The organism is Castellaniella hirudinis, assembly GCF_042651965.1.
GTDB classification, from domain to species: Bacteria; Pseudomonadota; Gammaproteobacteria; order Burkholderiales; family Burkholderiaceae_B; genus Castellaniella; species Castellaniella hirudinis.
In genome coordinates this window covers 392,928-413,582 of record NZ_JBHSDY010000002.1, presented here as the reverse complement: position 1 = coordinate 413,582, position 20,655 = coordinate 392,928, and the positions used below count along the sequence as shown (strand labels likewise).

Here is a 20,655-nt window from a genome sequence, read left to right as displayed (position 1 = left end):
AAGAAGGGGACGATCTTCCGATTGTAGGGCCTGTGGCGGCAGGGTCTACAGCGCCCGCAGCCCCACGTACAGCGCAGTTCCGGCGGCGATGCTCAGCAGCGTCTGGCGCGTGCGCCATTGCAGCAGGACCACCAGGGCCACGGCGACCAGCTCCTGCCACGGCAGGCCGTCGTGGCTGCGCGCCTGGCCGGCGGCGCTGTCGACCAGCAGCAGCACCATGATCGACAGGGGCAGCGAATCGCCGAGCTTGTGGACGATGGGGTGGCGGCGCAGCCAGTGGCCGGCGATGAAGGGCAGGGCGCGCAGCAGGATCGTGACCAGGGCCATCAGCGCGATGGTGATCAGCACGTAGCCGGAGTCAGAGATGTCAATCATGGGCGGCTCCGGTGGTCGGCACGGGCCGGGCGGGCCGCAGGGCGGCCGCCAGCAGGCAGAGCGCAATGGCGATGGCCAGCGCCTGGGACGGCATCAGCACGCAGCCGATGGCATAAGCGGCCAGCGCGATCCAGATCGGCACCGCATCGCGCCGTGCGCGCCATTGCTCGACGGCCAGGACGGCGAACAGGGCGGCCAGCACGAAATCCAGGCCGGTCAGGCCGACCTGGGCCATGGAGCCCAGCACCGCGCCCAGCGTGGTGCCCAGCACCCACCAGCCTTGGTTCAGGGCGCTGATCAAGGCCATGTTCGGCGCCCGTGCCTGCGCGGGCAGTGCCGTCAGGACGGCATAGGTCTCGTCGGTCAAGGCGAAAATGCTGTACCAGCGTGCCAGGCGCCTGGCCGGCAGGGTGTTCAGCAGCGACAGGCCGTAGAACACATGGCGCAGGTTGAGCACCAGGGTCGCCAGGACTATGGCGCTGATCGGCAGGCCGGCATACAGCATCGGCACCATCATGAATTGTGCGGCGCCGGCGTAGATCAGCAGGCTGGAGGCCACGGCCAGCCAGCCGGAACCGCCGGACTGCACGAATAGAAAGCCGAAGACCGCGCCCAGCGGCACGTAGCCCATGGCGACCGGCGCGGTCAGGCTGGGAATGGACAGTGGATTGGAAGCAGGCCGGGACATGAATGGGAAACGGGTCGGGGCGGCGGGGCTTCCCGACGCGCAAGCCTGTCATTATAAGGACTGGCGGCGTTCAGCCGCCCGCAGGAACGGCCGCCTGGCACACATCCACCCAGAATGCGCCGGTCAGCAAGGCCAGGCGCTCGGGGGTGATGCGCACCGCGCTATGGATGGAGCCGGCCGCGGGCATGACGATGTCGAAGTCGCGCAGGCTGACGTCGCAATAGACCGGCAGAGGCCGGGCCAGGCCGAAGGGGCAGACGCCGCCCACCGGGTGGCCTGTCAGGTCCGCGACCTCGTCGGCAGGCAGCATTTTCGTGCGGCTGCCGAAGACTTGCCGCAGCTTGCGGTTGTCCAGGCGCGCGTCGCCCCGCGCCACGACCAGCACAGCCGTTTCACCCGCCCGCAGGGACAGGGTCTTGGCGATCTGTCCGGGGGCCACGCCGTGGGCTTCGGCCGCCAGGGCGACGGTGGCCGTGCTTTGTGCCAGTTCGATGATGTCCAGATCGGGCGCGTGCTCGGCGAAGAACTGTCGGACGGATTCAATCGTCATTTAAAATTCCAGGGTTATTCCGTCTGGCATCATAGGCACTTCAGGCATGAAATGCTTTGCAACACTCCGGGCTCTCCGGACTGAATCATAAAGGCGATGGCTCGATGTTGAACCTGGATGCCCGCACCCTGCTGCTCGTCGAAGCCTTCGTGCTGTTCCTCGTCGGCGGGCTGATGCTGCTGGCCGGATTGCAGGGCCGGCGCGACCGTCCCCTGATCTGGATGTCGGCCGCCCTGCTGATGGGCGGTGTGGGCTTTTTGCTCAGCCTGGCGCGCAGCGAGCCGCGCTGGTGGGCCTGGGCGATCACGGGGGCCAACATGCTGCTGATCACCGGGCATGCCTGCGTCTGGGCGGGACTGCGGGTTTTTGCCGAAAAGCGCGTCCGTGGGCCGGTTCTGCTGGCGGGGGCGGCGGTCTGGTTCGCGCTGTGCCAGTGGCCGTGGTTCATGACGGCGGACAAGGTGCGGATGCTGTGTTTTTCCCTGATCGCGATTGCCTATCTGGTGGCGGCGGGCCGTGAAATCTGGCCCGAGCGCCGCGAGGACATCGGATCGGTGATGCCGCTGCTGGTCATTCTGGCGGGGCACGGCCTGTTCTACTCATACCGCATGGCCATCCACCAGGTGGTGCCGGATGCTAGTTGGCTGCACTGGTCGGATTTCACCCTGACCATGCTGGAAGGCATCCTGTTCGCCATCAGCCTGTCCTTCGGCGTTCTGATTCTGGTGCGCGGGCAGGCTGAACGGCGCTACCGGCATGCCGCTCTGCATGATGCGCTGACCCGGCTGCCCAATCGCCGCGCCTTGTTCGAGCAGGGCGTGGCCAGCCTGGAGCGGGCGAGCCGGGAAGGCCGGGACATGGCTCTGCTGATGTGCGACCTGGACTGGTTCAAGCGCATCAATGACGAGCATGGACACGAGGCGGGCGACCGGGTCCTGGCCCTGTTCGCCGACGTGCTGCGCGGCCGGGTGCGTGCGGGGGATCTGTGCGCGCGCATCGGCGGCGAGGAATTCGTGGTCCTGGTGCCGGACCTGGGGCCTCTGGGCACCCTGGAGCTGGCGGACCGGATTCGTCGAGCCCTGGCCGGGCAATCGCCTCCGCCGATCGGCCGCCTGAGCGTCAGCATCGGCATTGCGTGCGCGTCGGCGGATGGCTATGATCTGGACCGTCTGCTGGCTTGCGCGGATCGGGCCTTGTACGAAGCCAAGGCCTCGGGACGGGACTGCGTCCGCCGGTCGGATGGCCTGACCGCATCGGGCCGGCCGTCTGCGCCGGCGGTGCGGACACGCGCGACTGAGGCCGGGGCGGACGCCGGGCTCGCCGCATCCCTCACGGAATCCTGATCGATGGGCCATCTGGACGCGCGCACACTGCTGATCGCCGAAATTCCGGTCTTGCTGCTGGTGGGCGGTTTGATTCTGGCGGCGGCCCTGCTGGGTCGCCGCGACCGGACGCTGGGGTGGACCGGCGTCTCGCTGTTGCTCGTGGGCCTGGGCTTTTTGCTGGGCGTGGATGCACCGGGCAGCGCCTGGCAGCAGTCGGTGACCCGTTTCGGTGCGCTGCTGATCCTGGCCCATGCCTGCATCTGGACCGGCGTGCGGGCATTTTCCGGCAAGCCGGTGCGATGGCTGTGGATCGCGGTCGGCCCGCTGGCCTGGTGCGCGGCGTGCCAATGGCCCGGATTCGTGCTCTCGGGCGTGGCGCGCGTGATCACGTACGGCCTGCTGGTTCTGGCCTATACGGGGGCGACCCTGTGGGAGCTGGGGGTCGAGCCGCGCGGGAAGACGCGGCTGGCCGTCTTGCCGTTCGGTATTCTGCTGCTGCACGGCCTGCTGACTTTCATGCGCATGCTGGTGACCATCCTGCTGGGGCCGGAGCCGGGCCGCTTGCGTTTTGATTTTCCGATGGCGGTGTTCGAAGGCATGCTGTTTTTCATCGGCGTGGCCTTCGCCATCCTGATGATGGTGGGCGCGCGCGCCGAGCGCCGCTACCGGCATGCGGCCTTGCACGACGCTCTGACCGGTCTGGCCAATCGCCGCGCCCTGTTCGAGCAGGGCGGTGATCTGCTGCGGGACGTCCTGGCTCAGCGGCGGCCCCTCGTCCTGCTGATGTGCGATCTGGATCGCTTCAAGCGTATCAACGATGAACATGGGCACGAGACCGGCGACCGGGTGCTGGCCGCCTTTGCGGGAGTGCTGCGCCGCGCGGTGCGGACGGGCGATCTGTGCGCGCGCATCGGCGGCGAGGAATTCGTGGTGTTGGCGCCGAACATGGATGCTGAAGGCGCCCTGGGGCTGGCGGAGCGCATCCGGGACCAGTTGCGGCAATGCGAGTGCCGGGTGTGCGAGCCCTTGAGCGCGAGCATCGGCATCGTCTGCGCGCCGCAGGACGGCGACGATCTGGGCATCCTGCTGGCCCGGGCGGATCAGGCGATGTACCGGGCCAAGGATGCGGGCCGCGACTGCGCCCGCCTGTGGGCCGGGAGTGCGGAAGACGCGACTTTAGCCGCCGTAGCCCGGGGCGGCGGCAGGTGTGCGAGCCAGCATCCAGTCGATGCCTGATTCCCCGTGCCCCTGCAGCCAGTCATTGGCCTGGCGGAAATGGCCGCAGCCGATGAAGGGGCGCGGCGGGCGCAGGGCCGACAGGGGCGAGGGGTGGTTGGCCGTCAGCACCTCGACCGGGCCGGCCGGGGGCTGCATGTCCAGCAGCGCGCGCCGCGCCTGGGCGTGCGAACCCCAGAGCAGCAGCACTTTGGGGCGGGTCTCGCGCAGCACCCGCATGATCAGGGCGTCGGTGATGTGCTCCCAGCCCTTTTTGGCATGCGAGGCCGGCTGGTGGGCCTCGACGGTCAGCGACGTGTTCAGCAGCAGCACGCCCTGGCGCGCCCAGCGCATCAGGCTGTTGCGCGGCGGCTGTTCGGGTTCACCGTATTCCTGGGCCAGTTCCTTGAACATATTGCGCAGGCTGGGCGGCGCGGGGCAGAAGTCCGGTACCGAGAATGCCAGGCCCTGGGCCTGATTGGGGCCGTGATAGGGATCCTGGCCGACGATCACCACCTGCACCGCCTCCGGCGGGACTTCGATCAGGGCGCGAAAGGGCCGCAGGGGGAAAATGCAGGCTCCGGCCGCCAGCCGTTCGGCCAGCATCGTGTCGAGCCGGTCCAGGATGCCTTGCAGATGCGGGGCCTCCAGCGCTGATTTCCAGGCGGTCGGCAGGGTGTCGATCTGGGCCCGCAGAGAACCCTGGAAGGCATTTTGGATTGCGGTGTCGGAGGGAGGCGGCATGGTCTTTTTCTGGAGAGGCGGGTTCTTAACTTTTCAACAGTGTAGCCAGACGATCGGGCAGGCGGGGATCGTCCATTTGCGACACATTGAAGCGCATCATGCCGCCGGCCGATTGCGACTGACTGAAGACATTGCCGGGCGCCAGCATCAGGCCTTGCTGCAGGCCTGCCTGCGCCAGGCGGGCGCCGTCGATGCCGGCCGGCAACCGGCACCACAGGAACATGCCGTCCTCGGGTTCGTGCCAGGGGCGCACGTCCAAGGCGTTCAGCAGGCGGACCGCGCGGGGCCGGGCGCGCGCCAGCCGCTGGCGCAGCCGCCGCGTGTGCTGCTGCCAGGCGCCGTCGCGCAGCAGCCGGGCGATGACGGCCTGGGTCAGGCCGGCGCCGGAAAATGTGGTCGCGGTACGCAGGTCGGCCAGCGCGTCCAGCCAGTCTTCGCGCGCGATCAGATAGCCGCAGCGCAGGCTGGCCGACAGCGTCTTGGAAAAACTGCCGACTTGCGCCACCCGGTCGCGGCTGTCGTCCGCCGTCAGCCGGGCCGAGGGGCTGGATTCGAAATCGCCGAAGATGTCGTCTTCGATCAGGATCAGGTCGTGGGCCTGCGCCAGCGCCCGGATGCGTCGGGCCTTGTCGGCCGACAGCCGGGCGCCCGTCGGGTTGTGCGGCCCGGTGTTGCTGAGATAGAAGCGCGGGCGGTGTTCCCGCAGGGCGGCCTCGAAGCGGTCCATGTCCGGGCCGTCGGGGTCGTGGGGCACGCCGATGATGTGGGCCCGGTGCGCGCGCAGCAGCGCCAGGAAATTGAAATAGCAGGGATCGTCGACCAGAACGGCGTCGCCCGGCTGGATCAGGAAGCGGCACAGCAGATCCATGGCCTGGGTCCCGGAGTCGGTCAGCAGGATGTGCCGGGGATCGACTGCGAGGCCGCGGGTGCCCAGGTGCCGGGCGATCTCGCTGCGCAGCGTCGGCAGGCCCAGGGCAGGGGCGTAGTCCGTCAGCGGGGCGTCCGGGTCGCGCGCGACCTGGCGCAGGGCGCGGCGGATGGCGTCCTGGGGCATCCAGCTATCCGGCAGCCAGCCGCAGCCAGGCTTCGAGGCCTGGGCGCCCAGGTCCAGCGACTGGCGCGACACCCACAACGGATCGATCTGGCGGTTCAGGCGGGGGCCGATCTCCGCCAGCGCCAGCGGGGCCAGAGGCCCGGCGACGTAGAAGCCGGCGCCCGCGCGGGCCTGGATGGCGCCCTCGGCCGCCAGGCGGTCATAGGCTTCGACGACGGTGGATTTGGAGACGCCCTGCTGCAGCGCCATGCCCCGCAGGGACGGCAGGCGTGTGCCGGGCGGCCATTCGCGGGCCGCGATGCGCCGGCGCACGAATTGCATCAGGCCGGCGGTGCGGCCCGGCGGCGGGGAGGGCAGGGTGTCCATGCGTCAAATCCGTGCGTGCAATCAGGCCCGTCGTGATCAGTACAGTTCATTGATACTGTACTGCACTGTATCTGGATTCCATCCAGGGGGCAAGGCAATCTGGAGGCCTTGCAAAGTCACAGACATCGCCCGGACGGGCAGAGGAATACGCATGAACACCACCACGCGCGGCTGGATCAACGGCATGATCGGCGTTGCGATCTTCAGCGGCTCGCTGCCGGCGACGCGGCTGGCCGTCCTGGGGCTCGATCCCCTGTTCGTCACGGCGGCGCGCGCCGCCCTGGCCGGCCTGCTGGCGCTGGCCGTGCTGGTTGCGACGCGCAGCCCCCGGCCCGAAAGATCCGATCTGCGCACCCTGCTGCTGGTGGCTTTCGGCGTGGTGGTCGGCTTTCCGCTGTTTTCCGCGCTGGCGTTGCAGACCATCACCTCGGCGCATTCCCTGGTCTTCATCGGCCTGCTGCCGCTGGCGACGGCGATCTTCGGCACCTGGCTGGGCGGCGAACGGCCCTCGCGCGCCTTCTGGGCATTTGCCATCCTGGGTGCGGCCTCGGTGGCCGGGTTCGCATTCAGCCAGGACGGCTCCGGTTCGCTGGGCGCGGACGCCCTGATGATGGGCGCCATCGTCACCTGCGGCTACGGCTACGCCGAGGGCGGCCGTTTGTCGCGCCGGCTGGGCGGCTGGCAGGTCATCTGCTGGGTGCTGGTCTTGTCGCTGCCGGTCAGCCTGCCCCTGGCCGTGGTGCTGCGACCGACCGTATGGACCGGCGTCGCCGCGTCCGCCTGGGGCGGCCTGGCCTATGTGACGGTCTTCAGCATGCTGGTGGGCTTCATCTTCTGGTATCGGGGACTGTCCCAGGGCGGCATCGCCGCCGTCGGCCAATTGCAGTTGCTGCAGCCTTTCATGGGCCTGATGCTGGCGGCCTGGCTGCTGGGCGAACCCGTCACGCCCGTCATGCTGGCGGTCACGGTCTTTGTCGTGGCCTGCGTGGCCGGCGCCAAATACACGGCTGCCGCGCCGGTGCCGGTCTCAGGCGCCGCGCGCTGACCGCCGCGGCCGTCCTACACGGCCGTGTCCGCCTTCAGCGTCGCCACGAAGCGCTGCGTGCGCGGGTCTTGCGGATGTCGGAACAGGTCGGCGGACGGCCCGGATTCGACGACCCTGCCGTCCTGCAGGAACACGGTCCGGCGGGCGATCTGCGCCGCCAGGCGCAGGTCGTGGGTGGCCATCAGCATGGTCATGCCTTCGGCCGCCAGATCGCCCAGGACCGCGACCACTTCGGCCGCCAGGCCCGGGTCCAGGGCCGAGGTGGGTTCGTCGCACAGCAGCACGCGCGGTTCGGGCGCCAGCGCGCGGGCAATGGCCACGCGCTGTTGCTGGCCGCCCGACAGGCTGGACGGCCAGGCGTCGGCCTTTTCCCGCAGGCCGACCTTGTCCAGCAGCCCAAGGGCGCGTTCGCGGGCGCGTTCGCGGTTCCAGCCTTTCACCGTCACCAGGCCTTCCATCACGTTCTGCACGGCGGTCTGGTGGGGGAAGAGCTGGAAGTTCTGAAACACCATGCCGGTCTGCTGGCGGATGCGCTGTACCGCCGGGCGCGCCGGGTGGCGGCCGGGCTGGAATTCCAGCGTCTCTTCGCCCAGCGTCAGCCGGCCTGCATCGGGGACGTCCAGCAGGTTCACGCAGCGCAGCAGGGTGCTCTTGCCGCTGCCCGAGGGGCCGATCAGGGCGGTCACCTGGCCTTCGGAGACGAGCACGTCGACGCCGTGCAGCACTTCGTGGCCGGCAAAGGACTTGCGGATATCATGCAGCTCGATCATCGCTGCCCCTCGGTAAAGACGGCATGCTGGCCGAAATAGCGCTCCAGGCGGGTCTGGGCCGCCGACAGGAAAGAGCAGAGCACCAGGTAGATCAGGGCGGCCTCGATATACAGAATCAGCGGTTCATACGTCACGGAGGCGATGCGCTGTGCGGCCTGAAAGATTTCAGGCACGGTGATCACGGCGGCCAGCGAGGTGTCCTTGACCAGGGCGATGAAGGAATTCGCCAGCGGCGGCACGGCCACGCGCGCCGCCTGGGGCAGCACCGTGCGCCGCAGCGCCTGGGCGCGCGTCATGCTCAGCGAATAAGCCGCATCCCACTGGCCCTTGGGGATGGCCTCGATGGCGCTGCGGATGACCTCGGCGTTGTAGGCGCCCACGTTCAGCGAGAAGCCGATCAGGGCGGCTGTCAAAGGGTCGAGCACGAGTCCGGCGCTGGGCAGGCCGTAGAAGATCACGAACAACTGCACCAGCAGCGGCGTGCCGCGTATCAGCCAGATGTAGAAGCGGACCAGCGCCACCAGCGGCGGCGGGCCGAACAGCCGCGCGATGGCGGCGAGAAACGCCAGCAGCAGCCCGGCCGCAAAGGACAGGAGCGCCAGCGGCACGGTGAACTGGATGCCCCCGACCAGCAGCGGCCAGAGGGAATCCACCATCAAATGAAGCCAGTCCGGCACGGTCGGGATTCCTTATGGATCGTGTCGCGGGGCGGGCTTACTTGACCTTGGAGGACAGGTCCTCGCCGAAATAGCGTTCGGAGATTTGCTTGTAGGTGCCGTCGTCGCGCAGGGCATCCAGCGCCTTGTCGACGGCGGCCTTCAGGGCCGGCTGGTCCTTGCGCATCAGCACGCCGGACTGGCCGAATTCGGCGCTGTTGTCGGTGGCGACGACTTTGACCTTGGCCTTGGGCTGCTGGTGCTTGAAATCCAGGAAGGACAGTTCGTCGTTGACGGTCGCGTCCACACGGCCCGAGGTCAGCAGGGCGATGGCGTCATTGAAGCCCTGCACCGGCACCACTTCCGCGCCGCTGCGCTGCGCGAGCTTGCCGAAATTGCTGGTGATGGTGTTGGCCGAACGCTTGCCCTTCAGGTCAGCGAAGCTGTGGATCGTGTCGTTGTCCGAGCGCACGATCAGCGCCGCAGCCGAGGCGATGTAGGGCTTGGAAAAGTCGAACTTGGCCTGCCGCTCGGGGCTGATGCCGACCTGGTTGATGACCACGTCGTAGCGGTTGACGTCCAGGCCGGCGATCAGGCCGTCCCACTTGCCTTCGACGAACTCCGCTTTGACGCCCAGTTGCTGGGCGATGGCGCGGGCGATGTCCACGTCGAAGCCGACCAGTTTGTTGCTCTTGGGGTCGTGAAAGGAGAACGGCGCGTAGGTGCCTTCGGTGCCGATCCGCAGCACGCCCGCCTTCTGGATGGCGGCGAGGTCGTCGGCGGCCGCCTGGGCGGCGGGCGCGGCGGCCAGCAGGGGAAGCAGGGAGGCAAACAGCAGGGCAGAGAGTTTTTTCTTCATGATGGGGAGTGGAGATGGGTTAATTCAGACGGTTATATGAAAGCCGTGTCTTATGGGTTTTCATTCTAATGAGGTGCCTTTCAAGCTGCAAAGGTTTTCGGCCTATCTGCATATCGCTTTTGGAAATATGAATCTGCGCCGGGCAGGGAGGCCGCCGTCGCGCGATCCTGCACTGTCGCGCGGCTTGACCGGCGTCAACCGGGATGCGGGGCGCGCCGCATAGAATCTTTGCATGCGATATGCGGACAGGCGTACACGCGGATGCATCGTCATCCACTGGCTGCTGATCCTGGGGCTCTGGCTCCAGGTCATCGGGCCTGTGTTCGCCGGCATTCCGCCGGCCGATCCCTTGCGGGGCGTGCAGATCGTGGCCTGCACGCCGGCCGGCATGGTGGTCATGGACCTGGCGTCCGGCTCGGACGACCCGGACGGTTCCGGATCGTCGCGCATGCTCCGGACCGGCCATTGTCCGCTGTGCGCCACCACCCCCGCTCCACCGACGGCCGCCATGGCCGGCACCGCCGTGCCGGCCGCGCCCTGGGTCCAGCCCGCGGCAGGGTTCGACGAAACTCCCTGTGCCGCCCGGATCGCCGGGACCTGGGCATGGCCGCCCGCGCGTTGTCCTCCGTCTCGTTCGTGCTGAAACCCTGATTTTTTGACGCCGGGCCGCCCCGGCCCGGTATGCCGTCGGCATACCGGTCGCGGGCGGCCCTGGATCTTTTCAGTTTTTTCGCATATCGAGACTTCAATGAAGAAGGAAACCTTGTGGGTGGCCGGGATCCCGGCCGCCCTGATGTCGCTCGGCCTGCCGCAGGCCGCGCTGTCCCAGCCCGTGCGGGCGCTGTCCCCCGTAGTCGTCACCGCGCCCGCCATGGACGAGCCCCTGGTGGTGCGTACGGACCCGAAGGCCCCGCGCCAGCCAGTGCCCGCCCATGACGGCGCGGATTTTCTCAAGAGCATCCCCGGGTTCTCCGTGATCCGCAAGGGCGGCACGGACGGCGATCCGGTGTTGCGCGGTTTTTCCGGTTCGCGCCTGGGCATCCTGCTCGACGGCCAGGAAATCTACGGCGGCTGCGGCGGACGCATGGATCCGCCCACGGCCTACGTCTATCCCGAATCCTACGACCGCGTCACCGTCCTCAAGGGGCCGCAGAGCGTGCGTTACGGCGCGGGCCAATCGGCCGGCGTGGTGCTGTTCGAGCGCGACGTGAAGCGCATGGCGTCCTTCGGCTGGAGGGCCGACGGCAGCCTGACGCTGGGCAGCTTCGGACGCAACGACCAGATGGCCGATGTCCTGGTCGGCGGACCGCAGGGGTACGTGCGCGCCGGCGGCACGCGCGCCCAGGCCGATGATTATGAGGACGGCGACGGCAACCGCGTGCATTCCGAATACCTGCGCTGGAGCAGCTACGCCGCCGTCGGGCTGACGCCGGACGACCGGACGCGCATCGAGCTGTCCGCCGCCCTGAGCGACGGGCGCGCCGCCTATGCCGACCGCGGCATGGACGGCTCGAAGTTCAAGCGCGAGAACGTGTCCCTGATGTTCGAGCGCAAGCGCATGGGCGGCCTGGTCGATGAGATCGAGGGGCGGGTCTACTACAACAACGTGGACCACGTCATGGACAACTACACCCTGCGCGACGTGCCGGCGGGCAAGATGAAACCCTACATGGCCAGCAATCCGGACCGCCGCACCACGGGCGGGCGGCTGAGCGCCACGCTGCGTCCGGCCGAGTCCTGGAAACTGGTCGTCGGCGCCGACGCCAAGCAGGACGTGCACCGCGCGCGGGGCAGCGGGATGCAGGCCTCGGCCGATGCCGCCGATGCCGCCTATCGCGCGGCGGCCCGGGTCGAGGACATGCGCTTCGAACAACAGGGCGTCTTCGGCGAAAGCACCTGGTTCCTCACCGATGCCGATCGCGTGGTCGGCGGCCTGCGGGTCGACTGGGTCGAGGCCCGCGACAAGCGCCTGCCCGCCAAGTCGGCCACCGCCGGCCGCAAGAGCGACCGCGTCTTGAACAGCGGTTTCCTGCGCTATGAGCGCGATTATGGCGAGAGCAGCACCTGGTACGCCGGGTTCGGCCATTCGGAACGCTTCCCCGATTACTGGGAATTGATGAAAGGCGGCCCCGACGGCGCCAACAGCGCCTTCCTGTCCACCCGGCCGGAAAAGCTGAACCAGATCGACATCGGCACCAACTGGCGCAGCGGCCCCTTTGCGCTGTCGGCCTCGGCTTTCTACAGCCGGGTGGACGACTACATCCTCATCGACTGGAACCGCAATCAGACCCGCAACATCAACGCCACGGTCATGGGCGGCGAGCTGGACGCCTCCTGGCAGTTCCACCCGTCCTGGCAGGGTGTGGCCGGCCTGTCCTACGTGTACGGCAAGAACCGCACGGACGGCGCGGCCCTGGCGCAGCAGCCGCCGCTGGAAGCCCGCCTGGGGCTGAACTATACGCAGGGGCCGTATTCCGCGGGCATCCTCTGGCGCCTGGTGGCCGCGCAGGGTCGCTACGATGAAGGCATGGGCGGCATCGCCGGCAGGGATCTCGGCCCCACCGGCGGTTTCGGCGTGCTGTCGTTGAACGCCGGCTGGCGTCCGAACAAGACCGTGCTGCTGACCGCCGGCGTGGACAACGTCCTGAACAAGACCTATGCCGAGCATTTGTCGAAGTCGGGCGTGGACATCCCGGGCAGCACGTCTTTCGTGGACACCCGGATCAACGAGCCGGGCCGGGTCTTCTGGCTGAAGGCGCAGATCGCATTGGATTGACCGGGCCGGGCGGCATTCCGCGACTGCCGCGCGGGATGCCGGGGATGGTGCCGACCGCGCCATCCCGCGCCCGGGATCGGGGCCGTCCGGCTCGCGCTGTCTTGGTGTTTCTCCTTATTCCGATTTTATTTTCTGTCAAGCATTCTGGTGTTATAACTAACATGTCAGATCAAATATATGTAGAAATTCATGCTGACATATCGACTGTCGGACCGACAGCGAACCCTCGAGGACAAGGAGTGAGACAATGAAGCGTTTTCATAGGACTTTGTTTGGTCAGGTGGTGATCGCCCTGGTGCTGGGGATCATCGTGGGCGTGGCGTGGCCGGAATTCGCAACATCGCTCAAGCCGCTGGGCGACGGCTTCATCAAGCTGATCAAGATGATCATCGCGCCGCTGGTCTTCTGCGTGGTGGTGCACGGCATCTGCGGCACCAGCGACATCCGCAAGGTGGGCCGCGTCGGGGTCAAGGCCCTGGTGTATTTCGAGGTCGTGACGACTTTCGCGCTGGCCCTGGGGATCGGGCTGGCCTATCTGTTCACGCCCGGGCACGGCATGCACGTCGATCCGGGCACGCTGGATGCCAGCGCCCTGTCCGCCTACACGTCGCGCGTGGGCGGCGCCACCGACACGGTCGGCTTCCTGATGCGCATCATTCCCACCACGCTCGTCGACGCCTTCGCCTCGGGCGACATCCTGCAGGTGTTGCTGATCTCCATCCTGTTCGGCGTCGCGGTGGCCCTGCTGGGGGAACGCGGCCGTCCCGTGGTCCATCTGGTCGACTGCCTGTCGCACGTGTTCTTCAAGATCATCGGCTTCATCGTCAAGCTGGCCCCGCTGGGCGTGCTGGGGGCCATCGCCTTCACGGTGGGCAAATACGGCGTGGGCACGCTGGGATCCCTGGGCCTGCTGGTGGCCCTGTTCTACGTGACCTGCGTGATTTTCGTGCTGGTCGTGCTGGGCATCATCCTGCGCCTGGCGGGTTTCAACATCCTGAAGCTGTTGCGCTACCTGCGTGAAGAACTGCTGGTGGTGCTGGGCACGGCCTCGTCCGACGCGGTCCTGCCGCAGGTCATGCGCAAGCTGGAGCTCATGGGGGTGCGCGGCTCGACCGTCGGCCTGGTGGTGCCGACCGGCTACTCGTTCAACCTGGACGGGTTCTCGATCTACCTGACGCTGGCCGCCGTCTTCATCGCCCAGGCCACGGACACGCCGCTGGAATTCTCCCACCTGCTGCTGATCCTGGGCGTGTCCCTGCTGACCTCCAAGGGGGCTCACGGCGTCCCCGGTTCGGCCATCGTGATCCTGGCGGCCACGCTCAGCGTGATCCCCGACATTCCCGCGATCGGCCTGGTGCTGGTGCTGTCGGTCGACTGGTTCATGGGCATGGCGCGCGCGCTCACCAACATGATCGGCAATTGTGTCGGCACCGTCGTCATCGGCGCCTGGGAAGGGGACGTGGATCGCCAGCGCGCCCACGACGTGCTGGATGGCAGGATCGAGGTTGATCTGCGTGACGCCGAGGACACGTCCGCCGCTTCGGGACAGGCGTGATGGCGGGAGACCTGCTGCTGGCCGACCAGGCTTTCCTGGCTTTCCGGGATCTGTTGTTTCGGGGCGAGGTCCGGGCCGGCCAACTGGTTTCGATCGCGGAACTGGTGGAAAGAACCGGCCTTCCGCTGGCCCCCGTGCGGGAAGCCGTGAAGCACGCAGAGTCCACCGGCCTGGTGCGGATCCTGCCCAAGCGCGGGGTGCTGGTCATCGAGCCCACGTCCGACACGATCCGGTCCTGTTTCCACTTGCGCTGCATGCTCGACCAGGAAGGCGCCCGGCTCCTGGCCGCGCGGCTGGAGGAGGCCCCGATACGGGCCTTGCGCGAGGAACACGCCGCCGTCCGGGACCAGGCGTTCAGCGGCATCACGCTGGAACTGCAGCAATGGGCCATGGCGGTCGACTGGAAGCTGCACCTGGCGTTGTCCGAAGCGCTGGACAATCCGCTGGCGGCGGGTGTCTATGCCAGCAACTACGATCGCATCACGGTGCTGCAGCAATCGCGCCGGCTGCTGCCTGAACGCATCATTCCCGCCATGGACGAGCACCTGCGCATCATCGACGCCGTGCTGGCCGGGCGCGAGGAGGACGCCGCGCAGGCCGTGCGCACCCATTTGTCGGGCACTCTGCGCTGGTGGGGCATCGGGCTGTACGGAGACTGACCCCGCCCGCGCCGTGATCCGGCCTGGACAGGGCTTGCTGATGGGAGGCTTGGAAGTTACATTGGGAATCACATTCCCTGAACTGTGTCCATGATCCTTCATCCGGCCCACCTTGCGGAATCTCGCCGCGCGTTCGGCGCCACCAGCGCGCTGCTGGTGATCCTGATCGTGGTCATGACCCTGCGCCTGCCGGCCGCCGCCAGCGATGTCAGCCATTTTCTGCCGCTGCACATGGCGCTGGAAATGCTGTCCATCGTGGTGGCATCCCTCATTTTCGGGATCATCTGGAGCTCGCGACACGAAACCCTGCCGGCCAATCTCCTGTGGCTGGCGAGCGCCTTTCTGGCGGTGGCGCTGCTGGATTGCCTGCATGTGCTGTCCCTGGATGGGATGCCGGATTTCATCGGGCCGGGTTCGCATGCGCGCAGCACCTATTTCTGGCTGGCGGCCCGGCTGGTGGGGGCCTTGGGCCTGTTGGTCGCGGTCTGGCTGCCCTGGCGGATCCGTCCGATCTGGATTCCCTTGGGCGGCCGGCAACTGCTCGTCCTGGCGCTGGTCTTCGGGGTGACGGTGCTGATCTTCCGTGCGCCGGCGTGGCTCCCTGCCGTCTATATCCGGGGCTGGGGGCTGACCACGTTCACGATCGGCGCCGAATACGGGATTCTTGCCCTGAACCTGCTGGCGGCGGTCCGGCTGCTGTGGCTCATGCGCCGGCCGCGCCACTTCAACGTCGGCGCGCTGTTTGCCGCCGCCTGCATCATGGCCCAGAGCGAATTCTTTCTGACGCACTACCTGGGTACGGCGGACGTCTATAACCTGTTCGGGCACTGCTACAAAGTGCTGGCCTATCTGTACCTGTACCGGGCGGTTTTCGTGGAAACCGTCCAGCGTCCTTATGCCATGATGGACGAGTCCCGCCAGCGCCTGCAGGCAACCCTGGATGCATTGCCCGACCTGGTGGTCGAGATGAATGCCCGGGGCCGCTATCTGGCCGTGCATGCCGCGGCCGGGACGGAGGGGCGCCGGCGCGGCGCCGGCCTGCCGAACCGGCTGGTGTCGGACGTGCTGCCGCCGCAGGCCGCCGATACGGTGTACGCCGCGCTTGAAGAGGCCGGCCGGCAAGGCACTTCGCATGGCCGGGTCCTGAGCCTGAAGGTCGGTGGAGAGACCCGCTGGTTCGAACTGTCCGTCGCGCGCAAGCCGGCCCGGACGGGGCTGGACGACAGTTACGTCGTCATTTCCCGGGATGTCACCCAGCGCCACGAAACCGAGCAGATGCTGCGCAAGTTTTCCCTGGCGGTGGCGCAGAGCCCGGTGTCCATCATGATTCTGGACGCGGCTTACCGCATCGAATACGTCAACGAATCCTACAGCCGCTTGAGCGGCTACACCAACCAGGAATTGCTGGGCCGCAACCCGGCCGATCTATGGTCCCCCCGCGTGCCGGCATCGACCGTGCTCGACATGACCACCCAGGTCGCCCGGGGCGAGCCCTGGCAGGGGGAACTGATCAGCCTGGGCAAGGCCGGCCAGGAGTTCACTGAATCCGTGCTGGTCTATCCGGTGCGCAACGCCGCGGGGGACATCACCAACTACCTGTCACTGAAGGAAGACATCACCGAAAAGCAGCAGGCCGCCGCCCGGATCCAGCAACTGTCGAACTACGACCAGTTGACCGGGCTGCCCAACCGCGCCTTGCTGCACGAGCATTTTCAATATGCCAGCCGGCAATTCCACGTGCTGGCCGTTTTGTGGATCGACCTGGACCGGTTCAAGGACATCAACGACACCTTGGGCCATCAGGCGGGCGACATCCTGCTGCGGGAAATGGCCCATCGCCTGCGCACGGCGCTGCGTGGGCAGGATATTCTGTCGCGCTTGTCGGGCGACGATTTCCTGGCCCTGCTGCCGGGCGCCAACCAGCAGGACGCCGCCCGTGGGGCGCAGGCGCTGCTGGACGTCGTGGCGCGGCCGCTGCAACTGGGCGATCAGGAAATCTTCGTGACGGCGTCCATCGGCATTGCCCTGTATCCGGCCGACGCCGACCAGCTCGACGTGCTGCTCAAACACGCCGAAACCGCCATGTATCGGATCAAGGCCGACGGCCGCAACGGCAGTTGCTTCTTCACGCCCGAAATGCAGGTGCGCACCGTCCGCCTGATCGCGTTGGGCCACGCCTTGAAACAGGCGCAGCAGCGCGGCGAACTGCGCCTGGTCTACCAGCCGCAACTGCGCCTGTCGGAACACCGTATTTTTGGCGCCGAGGCGCTGCTGCGCTGGGAGTCCCCTCAATGGGGGAACGTCAGCCCGGCCGAGTTCATTCCGATCGCCGAATCGACCGGCCTGATCGGCTCCATCGGCGACTGGGTGCTGCGCACCGCCTTGCGGCAGATCCGGACCTGGCTGGATCGCGGCCTGACCGATCTGGTCATCGCCGTGAACCTGTCCGCCGTGCAGTTCGACCAGCCCGACCTGCCCGACCGGATCAGCCGGATGCTGGACGAGGCGGGCGTGCCGCCGCCATGCCTGGAACTGGAACTGACCGAGGCGGCCGCCATGAAGACCCCGGAAACCGCCGCGCAGAAAATCCAGGAACTGCACCAGCGCGGCATCCGCCTGGCGATCGATGATTTCGGCACGGGCTATTCATCGCTCAGTTACCTCAAGCGCTTCAAGATCCACAAGCTCAAGATCGACCAGAGCTTCGTGCGCGACATCGATTCGGATATGGACGATCAGGCGATTGCATCGGCCATCATCCAGATGGCCCGCAGCCTGAGCATGAGCACCATCGCCGAAGGCGTGGAAACCGCCGAGCAACTGGCCTTTCTCAAGGCCAGCGGCTGCGACGACATCCAGGGTTATCACTTCAGCCGGCCGCTGGACCCCGACGCCTTCGAGCGCTTCGTCCTGGGCCACCCATCCTAAAGCCGTTCCCAGATCGTCAGTTGCGACAGCGTGTGCTGGAACTTGCGTCGTGTCTCGCGGATGACGAAGGGTACGTCCTGCGGCTCGGTCAGCAGGCGGAAATGCGGCGCCAGGTGTTCCTTCAGGCCGTCCAGCGTGGTGTGGTTTTCCGCGTCCCGCTTGAAGCCGCCCAGCCAGGCGGCGCGCGGCGTATGTTCTTCCAGCCAGGTATAGGGCGAGGCGATCAGCAGCAGGCCGCCCGGGACGATGCGCTCGTGGATCCGGTCCAGGAAGCGGGCCGGGTCGTACAGGCGGTCGATCAGGTTGGCGGCCAGGACCAGGTCGTAGTCCGTGTACTGCGGCTTCAGATTGCAGGCGTCGCCCTGGAAGAACTCCACCCGTTCGAGGGCGTCGCCCAGGCCTAGTTCGGCCAGCGTGCGGGTCTTGTAGGACACCAGTTCGCCCTCGTCGGCCAGGGTGTAGCGCAACTGGCCCGTCTGGATCAGTTGCACGCCCTGGTTGATGAAGCGCGCCGAGAAATCCACCCCGGTGACGTGTTCGAAGGCGCGGGCCAGTTCGAACGTGGCCCGCCCGGAGGCGCAGCCCAGGTCCAGCGCGCGGCGGCGCGGCCGGTCGCCCAGGGCCTTGATGGCCCGTTGCGCCAGGGCCTGCGAGAAATTGGGGACGTCGAAATACGAGTCGCCGTAGTGGAACTCGGCGTATTCCGACATCAGCTTGTCGGTTTCGTAGTAGGCGGCCGGGGCCTCGGCGGGCGCGTGGGACGTGATATAGCGAAAGCCCGCGTGCTGGAAGAAATGCCGCCGGAAGGCGTAGCGCGAGGCGCGCACGGCCTCGTTGCCGCAGGCGATCCAGGAGCCGCCCTTGATCAGGTTGTGGCGTCCGTCGAACGTCGGCGTCGTGAAGTCGTCGTAGATCGGGTGGACGTCGAAGCCGTCGAAGGGGTAGGTGGGGGTTTCGGTCCACTGCCAGACATTGCCCACCACGTCGTACCAGTCGCCGTGGCGCCAAGTGTCCACCGGGCAGGACGAGGCGCCGTGGTCCAGGTGCAGATTGGCCGCGCAGGGCGCGTCGCCGGGGTCGCTCAGGCCGGCCGCGTCGTACAGCCGGTACCATTCATCCTCGGTGGGCAGGCGCACCGGCTGGCCGGTTTCGGCGGCCTTCCAGTTGCAGAAGGCTTTGGCTTCCAGGTAGTTGACCTCGACCGGCCAGGACCAGGGCATGGGGATTTCGTGGGTCATCAGGCGCAGCGACCAGCCCTGGGTCTTCTTGACCCAGAAGGTCGGGTGTTCCGCCTGGCTGTAGGCCAGCCACTGGCGGCCTTCTTCGGTCCAGTCGCGGTGATTGCGGTAGCCGCCGGCCTCGACGAAGGCCAGGAATTCGCGGTTGCTGACCAGGAAGCGTCCGGCCTCGAAGGATTCCACCTGGGCCGTGTGCTCGCCGTATTCATTGTCCCAGCCGTATTGCGGATCGTCGAAGGCCTTGCCCACACGGACGGTGCCGGCGGGCACGCGCGCCAGACCGTTTTCGGGCGGCTCGCCGCCGGTGGCGGGGATGGGCGCCCAGTCCGGTACGGCGCGCACGTATTTCAGCGCGTGCTGGCGGATCAGGACCGAAGACGTTTCCAGGTGGATGCGTTCGTGCTCGATGCCCATGATGATGGCCCACCAGGGGTTCTGCCAGTCGATCGGCGATTGCAGCGGGGCATGGTCGATCAGGTCCAGGACCAGGGCGCGCACGCGGTCGCGGTAGGCGCGGACCTCGGCCACGGAGGGCCAGTCGTAGTGGGCTTCGTCCAGATCGTCCCAGCTCATCTCGTCCACGCCGACGGCGAAGGTCGATTCCAGCCGGTGGTCCAGGCGTCCGTCGATCAGGCGAGTGAGCAGCAGCTTGTTGACGAAGAAGGTCGCGGTGTGGCCGAAGTAGAAGATCAGCGGATGGCGCAGGGGGATCGGCTTGACGATATAAGCCTCGTCGTTGGCCAGGCACTGGAACAGGGATTCGTAGCGGTCGAAGGTGTCCAGGAAATAGCGCCGGATCGAGGCGCGCAGGCGGTCGGTGTCCGGCTCGGCCAGGTCGGGGGTGCGTGCGAACAGCGCGTCGGGCGCGGTACGGGCGTCATCGGAAGGGGACAGGGGCGAGGCGGGAGCATGCATCATCGGATTCCTGCGGATTCGGCCATGCGGCGGGCATGGCCTGGACGGATCAACCATTTAGACTACCACGGCCTCGTGGCACGCGAGGCCGGTGGCGTGGGCGCCGGGGGGGCATTCAATAGCCGTGGAAGCTCTCGTCGAGGACGGCATCGTCGGGGACGCCGGCTTCGGCCAGGCGCGCGCGGATCTCCTCTACCATGGCGGGCGCGCCGGTGACGTAGCACTGGGGCGCATCCAGCCCCTGGAGGGCCTGCCGCAGCATGGCCGCGTCAATCCGGCCGCGCAGCCCGTCCCAGGCGCCGTCGGCCGGACCGGTCAGGGTGACCAGCAGGCGCAGATGCGGATTGCGCTGCGCGAGCGTGCGCAGTTCCTCCAGAAAGGCGGCTTGCGCCGGAGAACGATTGGAATAGAGCAGCCGGATGGGCCGGTCCGAGCCTTGGTGCGTGGCGTCGCGCAGCAGGCTGACGCAGGGTGTGATGCCGATGCCGCCGGCGACCAGGACCAGGGGACGGCTCGTGTCCGCAGGCGGCGTCAGCTTGCCATAGGGACCGCTGAACTTCAGCTCGGCGCCGGGTCGCAGCCGCGTCAGGGCCTGCTTGTACGGGCTGGCGCGCACGCGGGTGGCGATGCACAGCTCGTTCTCGTGCGGGGCGCTGACCAGTGAAAAGGTGTGCCGCAGGGGCGGGGCGTCCGGCGCCTCGGACGGCAGCGTCAGCGAAATCGTCTGTCCGGGCTGGAACTGGAAATCGTCGGGCTTGCGAAAATGGACCGCGACGGTGTCGCGCGCGATGTCGTCGATGTGCAGCAATGCGCTGGGCAGGATCGCCATGATGTTCTCCCTTGGTTCGCCCCCGATGGGCGCGTTTTGTTCCATAATCCTCTTCGATGCACAAAAACGATAGTCCGTTTCACATCTGAGGTCACTGGGAGGCTGATC

18 protein-coding genes are annotated in these 20,655 nt (G+C 67.4%); 8 read left to right on the top strand and 10 right to left on the bottom strand.

The window, feature by feature from the left end; translation table 11 throughout:
* Positions 1 to 45 precede the first annotated feature (45 nt).
* The 3 genes from ACFO0J_RS04065 to ACFO0J_RS04055 all read right to left on the bottom strand — a co-directional run bounded on the left by ACFO0J_RS04065 (position 46) and on the right by ACFO0J_RS04055 (position 1,613).
* Entirely contained in the window at positions 46 to 375 is a 330-nt protein-coding gene (locus ACFO0J_RS04065) for a branched-chain amino acid transporter permease (RefSeq protein ID WP_376811770.1), read from the bottom strand.
* The gene (locus ACFO0J_RS04060; RefSeq protein ID WP_376811769.1) at positions 368 to 1,063 is read right to left on the bottom strand and encodes an AzlC family ABC transporter permease; all 696 of its coding nucleotides are present in this window, start codon (positions 1,061 to 1,063) and stop codon (positions 368 to 370) included. Before ACFO0J_RS04060 ends, ACFO0J_RS04065 begins: the two co-directional genes overlap by 8 nt.
* A gap of 70 nt (positions 1,064 to 1,133) precedes the next feature.
* Positions 1,134 to 1,613 carry a YbaK/EbsC family protein gene (locus tag ACFO0J_RS04055; protein ID WP_376811768.1) on the bottom strand — a complete coding sequence of 160 codons (480 nt, stop codon included), beginning with the start codon at positions 1,611 to 1,613 and terminating at the stop codon, positions 1,134 to 1,136.
* 104 nt (positions 1,614 to 1,717) lie between these two features.
* Between ACFO0J_RS04055 and ACFO0J_RS04050 the strand changes: the two genes are divergently transcribed.
* Positions 1,718 to 2,956, top strand: coding sequence for a GGDEF domain-containing protein (locus ACFO0J_RS04050; RefSeq protein WP_376811767.1), 1,239 nt, complete (start codon positions 1,718 to 1,720; stop codon positions 2,954 to 2,956).
* Between the two features lie 3 nt (positions 2,957 to 2,959).
* A complete protein-coding gene (locus ACFO0J_RS04045; RefSeq protein WP_376811766.1) occupies positions 2,960 to 4,174 on the top strand; it encodes a GGDEF domain-containing protein in 1,215 nt (404 codons plus the stop codon).
* On the opposite strand, the gene ACFO0J_RS04040 is transcribed toward ACFO0J_RS04045, so the two are convergent.
* Complete coding sequence (locus tag ACFO0J_RS04040; protein ID WP_376811765.1) at positions 4,115 to 4,897, bottom strand: uracil-DNA glycosylase; 783 nt, start codon at positions 4,895 to 4,897, stop codon at positions 4,115 to 4,117. The genes ACFO0J_RS04045 and ACFO0J_RS04040 overlap by 60 nt on opposite strands.
* 25 nt (positions 4,898 to 4,922) lie before the next feature.
* The gene (locus ACFO0J_RS04035; RefSeq protein WP_376811764.1) at positions 4,923 to 6,317 is read right to left on the bottom strand and encodes an aminotransferase-like domain-containing protein; all 1,395 of its coding nucleotides are present in this window, start codon (positions 6,315 to 6,317) and stop codon (positions 4,923 to 4,925) included.
* 151 nt (positions 6,318 to 6,468) lie between these two features.
* Between ACFO0J_RS04035 and ACFO0J_RS04030 the strand changes: the two genes are divergently transcribed.
* Positions 6,469 to 7,362, top strand: coding sequence for a DMT family transporter (locus ACFO0J_RS04030; RefSeq protein ID WP_376811763.1), 894 nt, complete (start codon positions 6,469 to 6,471; stop codon positions 7,360 to 7,362).
* 14 nt (positions 7,363 to 7,376) lie between these two features.
* Here ACFO0J_RS04030 and ACFO0J_RS04025 read toward each other — a convergent pair whose 3' ends face one another.
* From ACFO0J_RS04025 to ACFO0J_RS04015, 3 genes are read right to left on the bottom strand one after another with little or no spacing between them, the layout of a single operon-like run.
* Entirely contained in the window at positions 7,377 to 8,132 is a 756-nt protein-coding gene (locus ACFO0J_RS04025; RefSeq protein ID WP_376811762.1) for an amino acid ABC transporter ATP-binding protein, read from the bottom strand.
* Positions 8,129 to 8,809, bottom strand: a complete 681-nt coding sequence (locus ACFO0J_RS04020; RefSeq protein WP_376811761.1) for an amino acid ABC transporter permease — start codon at positions 8,807 to 8,809, stop codon at positions 8,129 to 8,131. The genes ACFO0J_RS04025 and ACFO0J_RS04020 overlap by 4 nt, the downstream gene beginning before the upstream one ends.
* Positions 8,810 to 8,846: 37 nt before the next feature.
* On the bottom strand, positions 8,847 to 9,647 hold the full coding sequence (locus tag ACFO0J_RS04015) for an amino acid ABC transporter substrate-binding protein (RefSeq protein WP_376811760.1): 801 nt from the start codon (positions 9,645 to 9,647) through the stop codon (positions 8,847 to 8,849).
* A 232-nt stretch (positions 9,648 to 9,879) separates the two neighbouring features.
* Here ACFO0J_RS04015 and ACFO0J_RS04010 point away from each other — a divergent pair, with 232 nt between their 5' ends.
* The 5 genes from ACFO0J_RS04010 to ACFO0J_RS03990 all read left to right on the top strand — a co-directional run bounded on the left by ACFO0J_RS04010 (position 9,880) and on the right by ACFO0J_RS03990 (position 17,565).
* Positions 9,880 to 10,290: a DUF2946 family protein gene (locus ACFO0J_RS04010; protein ID WP_376811759.1), complete on the top strand. Its 411-nt coding sequence runs from the start codon at positions 9,880 to 9,882 to the stop codon at positions 10,288 to 10,290.
* Between the two features lie 105 nt (positions 10,291 to 10,395).
* A complete protein-coding gene (locus ACFO0J_RS04005) occupies positions 10,396 to 12,423 on the top strand; it encodes a TonB-dependent copper receptor (RefSeq protein WP_376811758.1) in 2,028 nt (675 codons plus the stop codon).
* Between the two features lie 247 nt (positions 12,424 to 12,670).
* Complete coding sequence (dctA, locus tag ACFO0J_RS04000) at positions 12,671 to 13,978, top strand: C4-dicarboxylate transporter DctA (protein ID WP_376811757.1); 1,308 nt, start codon at positions 12,671 to 12,673, stop codon at positions 13,976 to 13,978.
* A complete protein-coding gene (locus tag ACFO0J_RS03995; RefSeq protein WP_376811756.1) occupies positions 13,978 to 14,637 on the top strand; it encodes a GntR family transcriptional regulator in 660 nt (219 codons plus the stop codon). Before dctA ends, ACFO0J_RS03995 begins: the two co-directional genes overlap by 1 nt.
* 90 nt (positions 14,638 to 14,727) lie before the next feature.
* A complete protein-coding gene (locus ACFO0J_RS03990) occupies positions 14,728 to 17,565 on the top strand; it encodes a bifunctional diguanylate cyclase/phosphodiesterase (RefSeq protein ID WP_376811755.1) in 2,838 nt (945 codons plus the stop codon).
* On the opposite strand, the gene ovoA is transcribed toward ACFO0J_RS03990, so the two are convergent.
* Together ovoA and ACFO0J_RS03980 are read right to left on the bottom strand one after the other, a co-directional pair.
* Positions 17,562 to 19,721, bottom strand: coding sequence for a 5-histidylcysteine sulfoxide synthase (ovoA, locus tag ACFO0J_RS03985; RefSeq protein ID WP_376811754.1), 2,160 nt, complete (start codon positions 19,719 to 19,721; stop codon positions 17,562 to 17,564). The two genes, ACFO0J_RS03990 and ovoA, sit on opposite strands and share 4 nt — an antisense overlap.
* A 112-nt stretch (positions 19,722 to 19,833) precedes the next feature.
* Positions 19,834 to 20,547 (bottom strand): ferredoxin--NADP reductase, encoded by a 714-nt coding sequence (locus ACFO0J_RS03980; protein ID WP_376811753.1) that lies wholly within the window; start codon positions 20,545 to 20,547, stop codon positions 19,834 to 19,836.
* Between the last annotated feature and the right edge of the window lie 108 nt (positions 20,548 to 20,655).

Excerpts from the sequence above, each read along its gene's own strand:
- ACFO0J_RS04050 (WP_376811767.1), top strand. The coding sequence starts at position 1,718 with ATGTTGAACCTGGATGCCCGCACCCTGCTGCTCGTCGAAGCCTTCGTG.
- ACFO0J_RS04005 (WP_376811758.1), top strand. The coding sequence starts at position 10,396 with ATGAAGAAGGAAACCTTGTGGGTGGCCGGGATCCCGGCCGCCCTGATG.
- ACFO0J_RS04015 (WP_376811760.1), bottom strand. The coding sequence starts at position 9,647 with ATGAAGAAAAAACTCTCTGCCCTGCTGTTTGCCTCCCTGCTTCCCCTG.
- ACFO0J_RS04035 (WP_376811764.1), bottom strand. The coding sequence starts at position 6,317 with ATGGACACCCTGCCCTCCCCGCCGCCGGGCCGCACCGCCGGCCTGATG.
- ACFO0J_RS03980 (WP_376811753.1), bottom strand. The coding sequence starts at position 20,547 with ATGGCGATCCTGCCCAGCGCATTGCTGCACATCGACGACATCGCGCGC.
- ACFO0J_RS04040 (WP_376811765.1), bottom strand. The coding sequence starts at position 4,897 with ATGCCGCCTCCCTCCGACACCGCAATCCAAAATGCCTTCCAGGGTTCT.
- ACFO0J_RS04025 (WP_376811762.1), bottom strand. The coding sequence starts at position 8,132 with ATGATCGAGCTGCATGATATCCGCAAGTCCTTTGCCGGCCACGAAGTG.
- ACFO0J_RS03990 (WP_376811755.1), top strand. The coding sequence starts at position 14,728 with ATGATCCTTCATCCGGCCCACCTTGCGGAATCTCGCCGCGCGTTCGGC.
- ACFO0J_RS03995 (WP_376811756.1), top strand. The coding sequence starts at position 13,978 with ATGGCGGGAGACCTGCTGCTGGCCGACCAGGCTTTCCTGGCTTTCCGG.
- ovoA (WP_376811754.1), bottom strand. The coding sequence starts at position 19,721 with ATGATGCATGCTCCCGCCTCGCCCCTGTCCCCTTCCGATGACGCCCGT.
- ACFO0J_RS04065 (WP_376811770.1), bottom strand. The coding sequence starts at position 375 with ATGATTGACATCTCTGACTCCGGCTACGTGCTGATCACCATCGCGCTG.
- ACFO0J_RS04060 (WP_376811769.1), bottom strand. The coding sequence starts at position 1,063 with ATGTCCCGGCCTGCTTCCAATCCACTGTCCATTCCCAGCCTGACCGCG.
- dctA (WP_376811757.1), top strand. The coding sequence starts at position 12,671 with ATGAAGCGTTTTCATAGGACTTTGTTTGGTCAGGTGGTGATCGCCCTG.
- ACFO0J_RS04030 (WP_376811763.1), top strand. The coding sequence starts at position 6,469 with ATGAACACCACCACGCGCGGCTGGATCAACGGCATGATCGGCGTTGCG.
- ACFO0J_RS04010 (WP_376811759.1), top strand. The coding sequence starts at position 9,880 with ATGCGATATGCGGACAGGCGTACACGCGGATGCATCGTCATCCACTGG.
- ACFO0J_RS04055 (WP_376811768.1), bottom strand. The coding sequence starts at position 1,613 with ATGACGATTGAATCCGTCCGACAGTTCTTCGCCGAGCACGCGCCCGAT.
- ACFO0J_RS04045 (WP_376811766.1), top strand. The coding sequence starts at position 2,960 with ATGGGCCATCTGGACGCGCGCACACTGCTGATCGCCGAAATTCCGGTC.